This window comes from Enterobacter sp. DTU_2021_1002640_1_SI_PRY_ASU_LCPMC_013, from assembly GCF_032389435.1.
Taxonomy (GTDB): domain Bacteria; phylum Pseudomonadota; class Gammaproteobacteria; order Enterobacterales; family Enterobacteriaceae; genus Enterobacter; species Enterobacter hormaechei_C.
Genome location: NZ_CP135594.1, coordinates 112,765 through 125,866, shown reverse-complemented (window position 1 = coordinate 125,866; position 13,102 = coordinate 112,765). Strand labels below are relative to the sequence as shown.

Annotated in this window: 12 protein-coding genes; 4 read left to right on the top strand and 8 right to left on the bottom strand. The window is 56.4% G+C overall.

What is annotated here, in order from left to right:
• Positions 1-112 precede the first annotated feature (112 nt).
• Together RS584_RS00605 and RS584_RS00600 are read left to right on the top strand one after the other, a co-directional pair.
• On the top strand, positions 113-976 hold the full coding sequence (locus RS584_RS00605) for a YicC/YloC family endoribonuclease (protein WP_003860907.1): 864 nt from the start codon (positions 113-115) through the stop codon (positions 974-976).
• Between the two features lie 208 nt (positions 977-1,184).
• Positions 1,185-1,802 (top strand): trimeric intracellular cation channel family protein, encoded by a 618-nt coding sequence (locus tag RS584_RS00600; protein WP_015570045.1) that lies wholly within the window; start codon positions 1,185-1,187, stop codon positions 1,800-1,802.
• Positions 1,803-1,828: 26 nt separating this feature from the next.
• Here RS584_RS00600 and etk read toward each other — a convergent pair whose 3' ends face one another.
• The 8 genes from etk to ligB form a co-directional block, all read right to left on the bottom strand.
• Entirely contained in the window at positions 1,829-4,006 is a 2,178-nt protein-coding gene (etk, locus tag RS584_RS00595) for a tyrosine-protein kinase (RefSeq protein ID WP_315748771.1), read from the bottom strand.
• 22 nt (positions 4,007-4,028) lie between these two features.
• On the bottom strand, positions 4,029-4,472 hold the full coding sequence (locus tag RS584_RS00590) for a protein-tyrosine-phosphatase (protein WP_015570047.1): 444 nt from the start codon (positions 4,470-4,472) through the stop codon (positions 4,029-4,031).
• A complete protein-coding gene (locus RS584_RS00585) occupies positions 4,460-5,593 on the bottom strand; it encodes a polysaccharide export protein (RefSeq protein WP_032646765.1) in 1,134 nt (377 codons plus the stop codon). Before RS584_RS00585 ends, RS584_RS00590 begins: the two co-directional genes overlap by 13 nt.
• Before the next feature lie 43 nt (positions 5,594-5,636).
• The gene (locus tag RS584_RS00580) at positions 5,637-7,730 is read right to left on the bottom strand and encodes a YjbH domain-containing protein (protein WP_315748768.1); all 2,094 of its coding nucleotides are present in this window, start codon (positions 7,728-7,730) and stop codon (positions 5,637-5,639) included.
• Positions 7,730-8,467 carry a capsule biosynthesis GfcC family protein gene (locus tag RS584_RS00575; protein ID WP_315748767.1) on the bottom strand — a complete coding sequence of 246 codons (738 nt, stop codon included), beginning with the start codon at positions 8,465-8,467 and terminating at the stop codon, positions 7,730-7,732. Before RS584_RS00575 ends, RS584_RS00580 begins: the two co-directional genes overlap by 1 nt.
• A complete protein-coding gene (locus tag RS584_RS00570; protein ID WP_193042197.1) occupies positions 8,464-9,108 on the bottom strand; it encodes a YjbF family lipoprotein in 645 nt (214 codons plus the stop codon). The genes RS584_RS00575 and RS584_RS00570 overlap by 4 nt, the downstream gene beginning before the upstream one ends.
• 115 nt (positions 9,109-9,223) lie before the next feature.
• Complete coding sequence (locus tag RS584_RS00565; RefSeq protein WP_017383628.1) at positions 9,224-9,520, bottom strand: hypothetical protein; 297 nt, start codon at positions 9,518-9,520, stop codon at positions 9,224-9,226.
• Positions 9,521-10,224: 704 nt separating this feature from the next.
• Complete coding sequence (gene ligB / locus RS584_RS00560; RefSeq protein ID WP_315748766.1) at positions 10,225-11,895, bottom strand: NAD-dependent DNA ligase LigB; 1,671 nt, start codon at positions 11,893-11,895, stop codon at positions 10,225-10,227.
• A gap of 250 nt (positions 11,896-12,145) precedes the next feature.
• Here ligB and gmk point away from each other — a divergent pair, with 250 nt between their 5' ends.
• Together gmk and rpoZ are read left to right on the top strand one after the other, a co-directional pair.
• Positions 12,146-12,769 carry a guanylate kinase gene (gene gmk / locus RS584_RS00555; RefSeq protein ID WP_006177710.1) on the top strand — a complete coding sequence of 208 codons (624 nt, stop codon included), beginning with the start codon at positions 12,146-12,148 and terminating at the stop codon, positions 12,767-12,769.
• Positions 12,770-12,823: 54 nt separating this feature from the next.
• The gene (rpoZ, locus tag RS584_RS00550; RefSeq protein WP_000135058.1) at positions 12,824-13,099 is read left to right on the top strand and encodes a DNA-directed RNA polymerase subunit omega; all 276 of its coding nucleotides are present in this window, start codon (positions 12,824-12,826) and stop codon (positions 13,097-13,099) included.
• Positions 13,100-13,102: the final 3 nt, after the last annotated feature.

Genomic DNA, 13,102 nt, shown 5'->3' with positions numbered 1-13,102 from the left:
GCTTGAAACGAATGTGGCTGCGCATTATACGGATAAAGGACGCTTATTCCTATCCTGAGAAGCCCCTGAAAGCTATAATCCCCCCATCTCTCCTTTAAAAACGGGAATGTCTATGATCCGCAGTATGACCGCCTACGCCCGGCGTGAAATCAAGGGTAGCTGGGGTAGCGCTACCTGGGAAATGCGCTCGGTAAACCAGCGCTATCTGGAAACGTATTTCCGTATGCCGGAACAGTTCCGCAGCCTGGAGCCTGTGGTGCGTGAGCGTATCCGTACGCGTCTGACCCGCGGGAAAGTGGAATGTAATTTGCGTTTTGAGCCCGATGCCAGTGCACAGGGCGAACTGATCCTGAACGAAAAGCTGGCAAAACAGCTGGTTAATGCGGCGAACTGGGTCAAAATGCAAAGCGATGAAGGCGAGATCAACCCGGTTGATATTCTGCGCTGGCCTGGCGTGATGGCCGCCGGAGAGCAGGATCTGGACGCGATTACCGCTGAAATCCTGGCTGCACTCGACGGCACGCTGGACGACTTTATCGTTGCCCGCGAAACCGAAGGCCAGGCGCTGAAAGCGATGATTGAGCAACGCCTTGAAGGCGTGAGCGCCGAAGTCGCTAAAGTGCGCGCTCATATGCCAGAAGTGCTGCAATGGCAGCGTGAGCGTCTTGTCGCCAAACTGGAAGAGGCGGAAGTTCAGCTGGAAAACAACCGTCTGGAACAAGAGCTGGTGCTGATGGCGCAGCGTGTGGACGTGGCTGAAGAGCTGGATCGTCTGGAAGCGCACGTTAAAGAGACCTACAACATTCTGAAGAAGAAAGAAGCGGTAGGCCGCCGTCTCGACTTTATGATGCAGGAGTTCAACCGCGAGTCGAACACGCTGGCGTCTAAGTCTATCAATGCCGAGGTAACCAATTCAGCGATTGAGCTGAAGGTCCTGATTGAGCAGATGCGCGAGCAGATCCAGAATATCGAGTAATTCCTTTCAGGGTGGTGTTGCCTCGCACACCACCCATTACTTTTTCTAATCCTTATTTAGCCTTACTTTCTTTTCCTCCCGCCTTATCACAAGCCCGCCAGGCATGCGTTGATAAATTTCTGTAGGGCAAATCCCCTCGCCTTAGAAAATCTCAATCGTGATCTTCCGCACAAATCGCTAATCTCCTCCTCTTCATTCCGGAGGGTTTATGCTGCTTCACATTCTCTATCTTATTGGCATTACCGCAGAAGCCATGACCGGCGCGCTCGCCGCCGGACGTCGCCGTATGGACACCTTCGGCGTGATCATTATTGCCACGGCCACCGCGCTCGGCGGCGGGTCCGTACGCGATATCCTGCTTGGCCATTATCCGCTCGGCTGGGTCAAAAACCCTGAGTACGTCATTATCGTGGCAACGGCAGCCGTGCTAACCACGATTGTGGCCCCGGTGATGCCTCATCTGCGCCGCGTGTTCCTGGTGCTGGATGCGCTTGGGCTGATTGTTTTTTCCATCATCGGCGCGCAGATCGCTCTCGATATGGGTGAAGGCCCGGTTATCGCCACCATTGCTGCCGTGATCACGGGCGTGTTTGGCGGGGTGCTGCGGGATATGTTCTGCAAACGTATCCCGCTGGTTTTCCAGAAGGAACTGTATGCCGGCATCTCCTTTGCCGCGGCGGTGCTTTATGTCGCCTTGCAGCACTATGTCACCAGCCACGATGTGGTGGTTATCTCCACCCTGCTGTTTGGCTTCACCGCGCGTATGCTGGCATTGCGCCTTAAGCTGGGCCTTCCCGTTTTTCATTACAAACACAATGCGCATTAATGTCAGAACGGGCAGGCGCCGGATAATCAATTACTCGAATAGTTGTAACCGTAGTGATGATAGCCGTAGCCGTAAGCGTTGCTTGCCCGCTTAACGACGCCGTTGAGAATCACCCCTTTGGTATTGACGCCACTCTGCTCCAGACGCTGTACACAGACCAGCATCTCCTTCACGCTGTTCATCCCGAAGCGGGCGACCAGCAGCGTGGTGCCTGCGCGACGACCGACAACAGCCGCGTCGGTGACCGCCAGGATCGGTGGCGTATCGATAATCACCAGATCGTAGCGTTCATTCGCCCAGTCCAGCAGCTGCTGGAAACGCGTATGCATCAGAAGCTCCGCCAGATTAGGGGGGATCTGCCCGCGCACGATGGTATCGAACCCGCCTTTATCGAAGGTCTGAACGCCCTGGGTATACTCCGCCTTACCGGACAACATCTCCGATAAGCCGCAGGTATTGTCGAGCTTAAACAGATCATGGGCATACCCGCGACGCATATCCGCATCAATATAGAGCACTTTCTGGCCCGCCTGCGCCACGACGGCCGCCAGGGTACTGCTGACAAAGGTTTTACCGCTGTCAGGCGTGGCGCCAGAGATCATCAGTATATTGTTCGCTGACTCCATCATCGCAAAATGCAGACTGGTGCGCAGGCCGCGAATCGCCTCCACGGAGAGATCGACCGGGTTATCCGCCGCCAGGAAGGGGATATGTTTGGTCTTATGGCGCAGCCCTGAGGACATAAAGTCTTTTTTGCGCAAACGCATCTTTTTAGCCAGCCATTCCGACAGCGGTACGGTGGCATAGACGTTAATCCCATGCTCCTCCAGCTGCTCCGGCGTTTCAATGCCCATACGCAGCATACTGCGCGCCAGGATCCAGCCCGCAGAGACGAACAGACCCAGGAGAACCCCCAGAACGACGACCAGCGCTTTTTTCGGCTTGACTGGCTGCGGCCGGGTCACGGCCGGATCGATAATGCGGACGTTACCAATTGCGCTCGACCGGGCGATGCTCAGCTCCTGTTCGCGGTTAAGCAGCTGCTGGTAGATAACGCGTCCCGACTCCACATCACGGCTCAGGCGCAACACCTCCTGCTGGGTCGACGGCATGGACGATACCCGTTTATTCAGGCGGTTTTTTTCCTGCTCCAGCGTCTGGCGTTTCTCAATCAGCGCCCGGTAGGTGGGGTGATCTTTTTTGTAGAGCTGCGAAATTTCCGCTTCCCGGAAGGTCAGTTCATTGAGCTGATTGTCCGCATTTACAATCTGCTCCAGCACCGCTTTTGCCTCCAGGTTCAGGTCAACGGAGTCATTTTGCTGGCGATAGCGGTTGAGCTTCTCCTCGGCCTGGTCCAGCTCGCTGCGCACCTGCGGAAGCTGCTGCTTCAAAAATTGCAGGCTTTTCGCATCCTGCGCCGCCTGGCGAGCCACGTTCTGTTGTAAATAGTTGTCGGCGATGCAGTTAAGCACGCGCGCCATCTCATCGGGATCTTCCCCCGTGATGGTCAGGCCAAGCATCCCACTGTCCTTGCTGCGCTCGCTCACGGAAAAACGCAGCTGTAGCGCGTCAATGGCCTCCAGCTCGCTCAGCTGTGTAATCGTAAATTGCGTACCCGGCTTCGCCTGGATAGCGGCAATGGTAATGGCGATATTCGCCGCGCTCAGTAGCTGTCCCACGACGCCCTGTAACGTCACGTTATCGCCTTCCAGCTGATAGTGGCCGTTCTCGCCGACGGTCAGCGTCAGCTTTTGCGCCCGACCCGCGACAGGGGGAAGATTGAGCATACGGATATCGACGATGCCAGGCTGTTGCCCGGTGAGCCGCGCCCAGCCGCGTCCGACAAGGGGAAAATAGTTTTCACTTACCTGCGTGCGCAGGTTCAGGTCATCAATCGTTTTACCGAGGATCATGCGCGACTGGAGAAGCTGAAGCTCCGGCGCCGACTCAGGCGAGGAGTCAGGGATGAACTCGCTAAGGTTACTGAGTAGCGCGTTGCCCTGCTTCTGTTCCACCTGTATCAGCGCATCGGCCTGATAAACTGGTGTGGCAAAGAGCGCATAAAGCAGTGCCGCCAGCGTGAACAGCGCGGTAAGGATGAGAATAAATTTTCGGTGGTCGAGCAGCTCACCCAACAGGCGCACCAGATCGATCTCGTTATTCGCGGCAGACGCATCATGGGCGTGAAGGTTATTTGTTGACATAAAACGTAACTATCCCGTGTGATTAACTGAGCCGTTTCGCCCATTCCAGACTGGCCTGCTCCAGCAGCCCATAAACATATTCAAATGCGTCCCGGTTTTTACGGTAGGGGTCCGGGATCTCTTTTCTGCCCGTCCAGTGACCAAAGAGCATCATTTTGCCGCGCGCCTCCGGTGCGATAGCCGTGACCTGCTCGATATGTTCCAGCTCCATCGCCAGAATCAGATCGTAGTCGCGCACCATGGCGGGGGTGAGCCTGCGCGCCACGTGGCCCTCAAGCAGGGTGCCGCGTTCGGCGGCGATCTCTGTCGCCTGTGAATCGGCGGTGCGCCCTTCCAGGCCACACGTTCCCGCTGAATCGACCCGGGCGGCGGGAAGCAGCCGGCGCAGCAGCCGTTCCCCAATGGGAGAGCGGCAGATATTGCCGGTACAGATCACCAGGATGGCGTTAAACGTTAGTTTGGCCATGTTCTGATATATCTCCCTGTTTCAGTCAGGTCATGTACGCCGGTAATGGTCGGCACAAGCTGAGAGATCACGCGGTTCCAGCGCACCAGCGGCGCGGTGGTGACATAGACGATGTCGTAAGGCTCAAGCTGAAATTCGGTGCTCAACACCATCGCGGTGGCATCCCGGGCGTTAAGCTGGTAGACGTTGGCGATTTTGCCGTTCTGCTTGCCCTGCAACGGACGAATCACAAAGATCCCCGTGGCGTCGGCCATATCCTGATTTACGCCCTGCGCATTACCCAGCGCTTCCGCCAGCGTCATGCCGCTACGGTCCATCTTCAGGGTGCTCTGTTTACCCACCTCGCCCATGACAAACACTTTCAGGTCGTCATTACGGGGAATGAAGAGAATATCGCCCGGATAGAGGAGTTTATTCTGGGTGAGATCGCCGCGCTGCATCAGCGCGTAGAGCGAAATGTGCGTGTCCTGGCCGTTGTGGGTCAGCACCACGTGGCGCCAGTCCGCCTCTGACGTCAGGCCGCCTGCCGCATTGATCGCATCCATTATGGTCAGCGGAATGTTAGTGATGGGCTGCTGGCCCGACTTAGCCACTTCGCCCGTCACGTAGGCTTTTTGCGAGCGGAACGCCGCGACGCTGACATCCACCTGCGGGCTCTCAATCACCGAGTCCAGCCGGGCGGCGATCTCATCGCGCACCTGGGCCAGCGTTTTGCCGACGACGCGGATTTTGCCGATATAGGGGTAGAAGATCGTGCCATCGGCATTCACCCAGTTGCCCGTATCGCTGGCGCTACGGTACTGACCTGCGGGGGTGGTCAGCTCCGGGTGGTCCCAGACGGTAACCATCAGCACGTCGCCGACGCCGATGCGATATTGGTAGTTCTGAAGCTGGCGATCCAGTTCAGGATTCGCGCGGGAGTCGACTTTGCCAGGCAGCAACTGCTCCACCAGCCCCGGCGTGAGCGGATAGACGTTGACCATCTTATTCAGATCGTAATTGCTGTCAGGCAGATCGATAATATCTTTGCCCTGGGTGCTAAGTCCCTGGCCCGGTACGATAGTACAACCGCTTAACGCCATCATAGCCAACGCAAGCACGGAAAATTTAACGTTTTTCATTCAGGAAAATCATCTGGTTAAGTAATGCCTGTTTCATCCGGTACTACTGCCCTACCGGGGTTTCGCGTTCTGACGTCATGTCATAGAGCTGATATTTACGGCCTAACATCTGGCCGCCATCACGCGTGAGAGGCGTCCACGAGACCACCGCCCGGTTGCGATTTGGGCCGATCGTCATCAGATCAAGCGGGATCGAGATGTAGAAGCCTTTGCTAAAGCCACCTTCGCCATAATCCTCTTTCGAGACGTTGGTCAGCGCCGCCCAGACGCCTACCGTCACACCGCTGTCGAATCGCTTCGCGACGTCGAGGGTGGCGCCTTTATCCTTCGCCAGGTACTGCCCGACGCTCAGCTTCATCAGCACACTGTTGAGCTTCGCCGGGTTCCAGTAGGCGGTGATAAATCCGGTTGGCGCGCTGTAGTCGGTGAAGCGCATCATGTCGTCCCAGTCGCGCTGCTTGACGTAGTTCGCATCCACGCCCAGCGCCCAGTCGCTATCAAGCGGGCGCCAGAGCGCCTCTGCTCCCACGCCGCCGTACATGGTTTCGAGGTAGCCGCCATAAATCTGGGCATAGAAGCCGTGCCCCAGCGCATCGACATAGTTGGCCTGTAAGTTGTTGATGTAGACATCATTGCTGACATAATCGCGAATATGGGTTCTGACGCGCGGCAGGCTGGAGTCAGCGGGAAGCAGCGAGGATTTGAACTTGTCGTAGTTGTTATAGAGGTTGGCGAACACGCCGCCGTCGAGCAGCAGACGATCGGTCAGCCAGTAGCTTGCGCTGGCCATCACCCCCACCTGGAACATATAGAAATCTTCCGGGCCGCCCAGCGACTGCGCCAGCGTCGGTTTGACGCTGTAGCTGAAGCGATCGGCGCGAATACGGTAGCCGCGCCCGAACGCTGTGGTATCCACAGGCTCGACGCGCTGCTGCCTGAGCGCCTCCTCCTGGCCGAGCGGCTGTCCCGCCAGCTGTTTGCGCAGGCTGGCGACATCGGTTTGCGTCGTGACCAGCGGCAGATGGTCACGCTGCTGGGTGATAGCGATCGTGTCGACCCCGTCGGGCAGGTTATTGATCAGAATACGGTTGGCGCGATCCACCGCTTCGCGCGGATCGCGATAGCGATACTGTTCGCCGGTCATGTATAAGGTATTGCCATGCTGAAGGATCTCCGGCGCATCGAAGCCTGCGTTGTACTTAAGCGCGGTGAGCTGGTTTGCCGCCGAGGTATAGTCCAGCTTCTCGCCTGCCGGTGCCGGTTGCCAGGCCGGTTTCGGGTTATCACGCAGCGCGGGGCGCAGATCGTTAAAGTTGGTCCGCAGGGTGAAGCCAAACATCAGCGTATTGCCGCGCTCGTAGCTGAGGTTGAGATCGGCCCAGTCGGCAACGCGATAGACCGCCCCCACGTTAATATGGCTCGACTGCTTAATGGAGCCGGCAAAATCATCGGCATAATTGTTGCCGTCATACTCGAGCTTCAGGCGCAGGGGCTGCCAGGGTGTCTGATACTGGAGTCCGCCAAACAGCGACGCCGGACCACGAAACATATCGCTAAAGCTGATATCCCCGGCATCATGCGATTCGCCGCGGGTGCAATACTTATTGTTGTCGTGGCACAGCGGGTTACCCACGTTGTCGCTATTACCGGGATATCCCCAGGCTATTCCAAAGGTGAAATCGACCGGTCCGGCCATTTTACTGGCAACCAGATATTCACCGTCGAACAGGCCGGTGCCCGCAATATCGCGCTTGCCGAGCGCCACCTGCGGCAGGCTATAGTCCTCTTCCCACAGACGAACCTTAAAATCGAACGACTTATCCTTGTAGCTTTGATCGCCGCTGAAATCCTCGTCGCTGCTGTATTTGCGGGTGCGGACGTCGGTATAACGAATCGTCCCTTCCAGCCACGGAAAGAGCACGACCGAAGAGGAGTAAAAACGATACTGGTCGTTATCGCGGTAGTTGACGCTGAATTCCCCTTCCCGGCCAAAGCGCGCGTCGGGCATTTGCATCAGGCCGGTGCCGCCAAAGTCGGACTGTGAAGGTCCGGTCGGATCGGGCCAGGTACGCAGCTCCGCGTGGCAGGCAGAAGAGATCGCCAGAGCAAGGCCGCTCAGTAAAAAAAGTTTGTTCATTAGTCAGGTATCCGCCGCGTCAGGAGCGCAACGATTTGCTCATTCAGACCGGTAAAATCGTCCGGCACCGCCCGGGGATCAAACCCCACCCACAGAACAGCGCCCGGCTCTGCTTCAATATGGCGTGCGTTCCAGTACGCCTCCGGCGCAACAACCGTACTGCCGTCAGGATCGATAACGGTCACGTTATTCCTGTCGGCGCCAGCCAGCCGCAGCTGCCCCTGTAAGTAATCCCTGATGCTTGCGCCCGGTCGCCAGGCCAGTTTCCCCGGTGTGGCGACCGCCCCCATCAGCGTGACGGTGCGGGGCGCAGGCGAGAGCCACAGATCGTAACGGCCCTCAAGGGAACGATCGCCGCGGGCGTCGGTACGCACGGCGTCTGGATCGAGGCTGACAAACTGCCGCCCGACGATCCGCAGGGAGCGGATCTGTGTAGCGACAGCGCGAATGGTCGCGATCCGCTCGTCATCGACGCGATTCTGCCAGGCTGAAAGCGACGCCAGCACCTGCTGTTGCGTCTGTTGCGCGCGCCGCGTGGCGGAAGGGGTTGCGATGACAGCGCCCTGCCACCAGACGTTTTCCAGCTGCGGCTGGGTGACCAGCCGGGAGAGCGTATCGGCCTGTCCAGCAGACCACGTTTTGCCCGGCTGATGCACGGTAACGACGCTTGCGCATAAGGCGGACAGGCTGAAGAGAGAGAGCCCTACGCCAGGTAACCATTTTCTGAGTCTGTTCATGGGGCGGGCTTCAACATCGTCATGGCGAGAGGGAATACGCCCGCGCCGAGCATCTGTTCGCTCTGGCGTACCTGGCCGGTGGCGGAATCGATCCAGAAGGTGTTATGCCAGCGACGATCGAGGCCGTCGGCCTGCACCGTCTCCTGCCAGACCTGACAACGTAGCGTGTTTCCGGCAAGGGTCAGGTTTTCCGTCCCGCTCAGGGAGAAGCGCGAGGTGAGGTGTGCGGAGCGATACCGCCCCTCTTCCTGCCAGCGCACATCGTGCGACCACTGGCTGCCGTCGCGGAGCTGCGGCGTGTGGCGCAGCGGATCGTGCTCAAGGTTGGTTACCTCAAGCAGGTTATAAGGAAGTTTGAGCGTGTGGATAAGGCGACCGTTATGCGTGACGATCATCGCATTATCCTGCGATAACCATTTACTGTTTCCCTGTTCGATGTATCCGAGAACCACCAGGATCCTCGGGCCATTATCCAGACGCAGGTACATGGTTGAGTATGGGAGCACCTGAATCTGCTCGTCCGTTACCGTCACATCCTGGCGCCCGTCCAGGCTGGCGTTAAAGGTCTCAATAATGCTCTGCTGGCTCGGCGTACATCCCTGGATCAGCAGAGTCATGATGAGCAGAATAAACAGTCTCACCAGAAATCCTTGATTAAATAACATTGAAATCAATTAAATACCCGGCTTTGATATCGCCACCGGGTCAAGTCGTTGCGCTGTTCAGCGCAAAGCTATATCGCCTTGCGCACCAGCCTTAGCGGGTAACTGTCGTCGTGGAAGTACCATTGCCTGAGTCATCGCCACTGTCGCTTGCCGCGACAACGGCTAACGTCGCTACGCCGGCAATCGCAGCGGTGGTGACAACAGCGGTTGTCCCAATCGCGCCTGCCGCCAGTCCCCCCGTAGTGCCAGCGGTAGTTCCCACCGTTGCTCCGGTTGTTGTACCGGTTGTTGCTGCGCTGGTGCTACCTGCTTCGGTGGTAGCGCCTATAGCAGGCAGGGCAGTCGCCAGCGTGAGTGCCGTCAGCACTGTACAAAGCGTCCTTTTCATTTTTGGTCCTCATTCAAATGAAGAAAAATATGAGCACCTGGAAACCAGGTCCCGGTTAACGGGCATAAAGCCCGGGGCTGAATTCCGGCCCGACAGGGACGGAAAATCATCCATGTAAAAGCCCAGGGCTCTGAACACCAGCGCATATAAACCGCCAGGATATATTTCGGTACCTTTAATTGCTTCAATTGGAGTTCAGATAGTTAACCCCCTCACGGGGTGCAAAAAGAAAGGAAAACGCAGAAGTGATGCGAAATGCACCCCAGCGGTAACTACCTTAAAAATTTTGGATAAGATAATTCTTATAATAATTTGGCGCAATGATTTCCGGCAGAATAAATATGACTAATTGTTAACCAGAAAACACTCAACATATTATTAATAAAATAGTTAACCTACTGAAATTAAAAGCAACAAAACGATCAACACTCAGGCTGCATCACCTATAACTCCTTCATTCCCGGCTATTGCTCTCGATTAATAGTGATTGAGATCAATTAAGCCGTTCTCTCAAAGAAAATAAAAACGCAAGCAGAGCAAATTCTGAAATTGGGTTCAGGAATAATATTTCCTCAAAATATATTTACCATGAATAATTCATTTATATTCATAATTATTGCGTATATAAACCGCGTCTCATAAATACGCTATTCACGGCAGCGGAAGTGTGCCCCCTCGCCAGTCTGTTCAGGAGCGCACGCAGATTAAAATCCACCGATGTGCTCTGCGGCCAGCCATTTTGCCAGGGCATCAATCTGAGGCTGATGCAGCCAGTTTACGATCTGGCGGGCCTTCTCCTGCCCGACACCCGGCAGCATCCGCCACTCCGCTTCGCTTCGCTGAATCAGCGCCTGCCAGGTGCGATCCCCTGCCGCCTTGAGCGTCGACCGGGCCAGCGGTATTCCCATCGCGGTGATCCAGCGGATAAAAGGTCGCTCCCGCGCCAGGTTAAACTGATGCCACAGCGCAGCGCCATGCGATGCCGATATCCCCGCCGTCGCGGTGAGCTGCGCCTGCGTGAGCTGTAGCCAGGAGAAGAGGTGCTCAAACCGATGCGCCTGATAGAGGGTCCGCCATCCTGATTCGCCCATTCCTTCGATATCTAACGCCTGCCTGGAACTTAGCCACGTCAGCCGGGCAAAAAATTGCTCCATGCATTCCGGGGAGGCATAGAAACAGGTTAAGCCGTTATAGCGCGATGAGGGCGGCTGCGGTTTACGGCGATCCACATTGCGCCACACCACGTTATCCAGCCGGGGAATACCTTGTCCCGCCAGGCTTACCAGCACCTGATCGCCGGGGGCAATATCCAGCCTCTGCCAGCGGTTAACCGACCCTAAGCTGACGCGCTGTACGCGTTTATCGTCGAGCATCAGCGGCTCAAGCTGCGCAATCGCGGTGATCCGCCCGGTACGGCCAACGGTAAAGTGAATCGCTTTGACCTCCGTCACCTGGGCTACAGGAAGATATTTCCATGCGACGACCCAACTCCCTTCCCCCGGCAGCCACTCCTCGCCCGGCGGCTCTGCCGAAGCGCGGACCACAATGCCATCCGTGGCGAAGGGCAACGAAGCCTTAAACCAGGCCGTCCGCTGCGCTTCCACGTCAGCCGCGTTTTTAACCGGCAGGGTATAGCGGGCCGTCAGGGTAAAACCTGCCTCCGCCAGCGCGGAAAGGCGTGCTTTCATCACTTTTGGGCCGTTCGGCCAGGCCCAGATAAAAATGCCTGTCTGCTTCAGCGCTGCGCGATCGGTCGCGCGCATCATCGCCCCCGCTACCTTCGCACGCGCGTTCATCCCCCCCATCCGCTGCTGGATATGCCCCTCGCGCAGCAGAAAAAGTTCACCCTGCAACACGCTGTTGGCAAGCGGCCCGGCCAGCGTTTGCGGAATAGCGGGGATCATTCGCGCCTGTGCCGTCCACTCTTCCCCCTGTAAGCCGTCGCCCCGGCTAATCACCTGCACCAGCTTGCCGTTTTTGTAGACCAGGGTGACCGCAACACCATCCACCTTTGGCTGTACCCAGAGATCCTGCTGCGTCGCCATCCAGCGGCTAAGCGCCTGCTTGCTTTCTACTTTATGCACGCCGGTATGGGCGAAGGGATGCTTCACCGTCCCGCTGGCGGCAGGGGGATCGTCATGCAGCGGCTCATCGTGAAAACAGCGCTGCCACTGTTTTAAGCGGGCGTTAAGCCTGTCGTAAACGTCGTCGCTCACCTCGCTGCGGCCCTGCTTCCAGTAATCATCATTCCAGCGGGTCAGCTGCGCCTTCAGGGCCGCGATCTCCTGCCCGGCTTTAGCCGGTGACCAGACCGGACAGATTGCCATCGCCCTGCTGCTTAAGAAGATCATCAGTATGCTTATCCATTTCACCATTATTACCCCTCCCTGTTTTGCGAAGGGTATACCCTGCCCGGGAGCCGCAGACCAGCTGCAAAATTGCATTTTACGAGCGCGCTTCAGCGCATTGTTTTTATTGCAGCAAAAAGAAGGTAAAAGCTGAAAACGGCACGCAAAATTTAATCATCCAGGGGAAAAAGTGTGACAAAGGCTACGTCACACAGCGGCGACGTGTATAATAAGCCCGTATGTAGGACTTCTTCGTTAACACATACAAAAGACTCTCATGGCTCAAGGCACGCTTTATATTGTTTCTGCCCCTAGTGGCGCGGGTAAATCCAGCCTTATTCAGGCACTGTTAAAAACCCAACCGTTGTACGATACGCAGGTTTCTGTTTCTCACACCACGCGAGCACCGCGTCCGGGTGAAGTGCACGGTGAACACTATTTCTTTGTGAATCACGACGAATTCAGAGCGATGATTGGCAGAGACGCGTTTCTTGAACACGCAGAAGTTTTCGGTAACTACTACGGTACTTCGCGTGAAACCATTGAGCAGGTTCTGGCGACCGGCGTGAACGTGTTCCTGGATATCGACTGGCAGGGCGCGCAGCAAATTCGTAAGAAAATGCCTGATTCGCGCAGTATCTTTATTTTACCGCCATCGAAAGATGAACTGGATCGCCGCCTGCGTGGTCGCGGCCAGGACAGCGAAGAAGTTATCGCGAAGCGTATGGCGCAGGCAGTTGCAGAAATGAGCCATTACGCGGAATATGATTACCTTATTGTGAATGATGATTTTGATGCCGCGCTGAGCGATCTCAAAACTATCCTTCGCGCAGAACGTCTGCGTATGAGCCGCCAGAAGCAGCGACATGACGCATTAATCACCAAACTGTTGGCAGACTGAACCCACTTTCAGTATCATGCCCAGTCATTTCTTCACCTGTGGAGCATTTTAAGTATGGCACGCGTAACTGTTCAGGACGCTGTAGAGAAAATTGGTAACCGTTTTGACCTGGTGCTGGTCGCCGCGCGTCGCGCTCGTCAGATGCAGGTAGGCGGTAAAGATCCGCTGGTACCGGAAGAAAACGATAAAACCACCGTTATTGCACTTCGCGAAATCGAAGAAGGTCTGATCAACAACCAGATCCTCGACGTGCGTGAGCGCCAGGAGCAGCAAGAGCAGGAAGCCGCTGAATTACAAGCTGTTACCGCTATTGCTGAAGGTCGTCGTTAATTA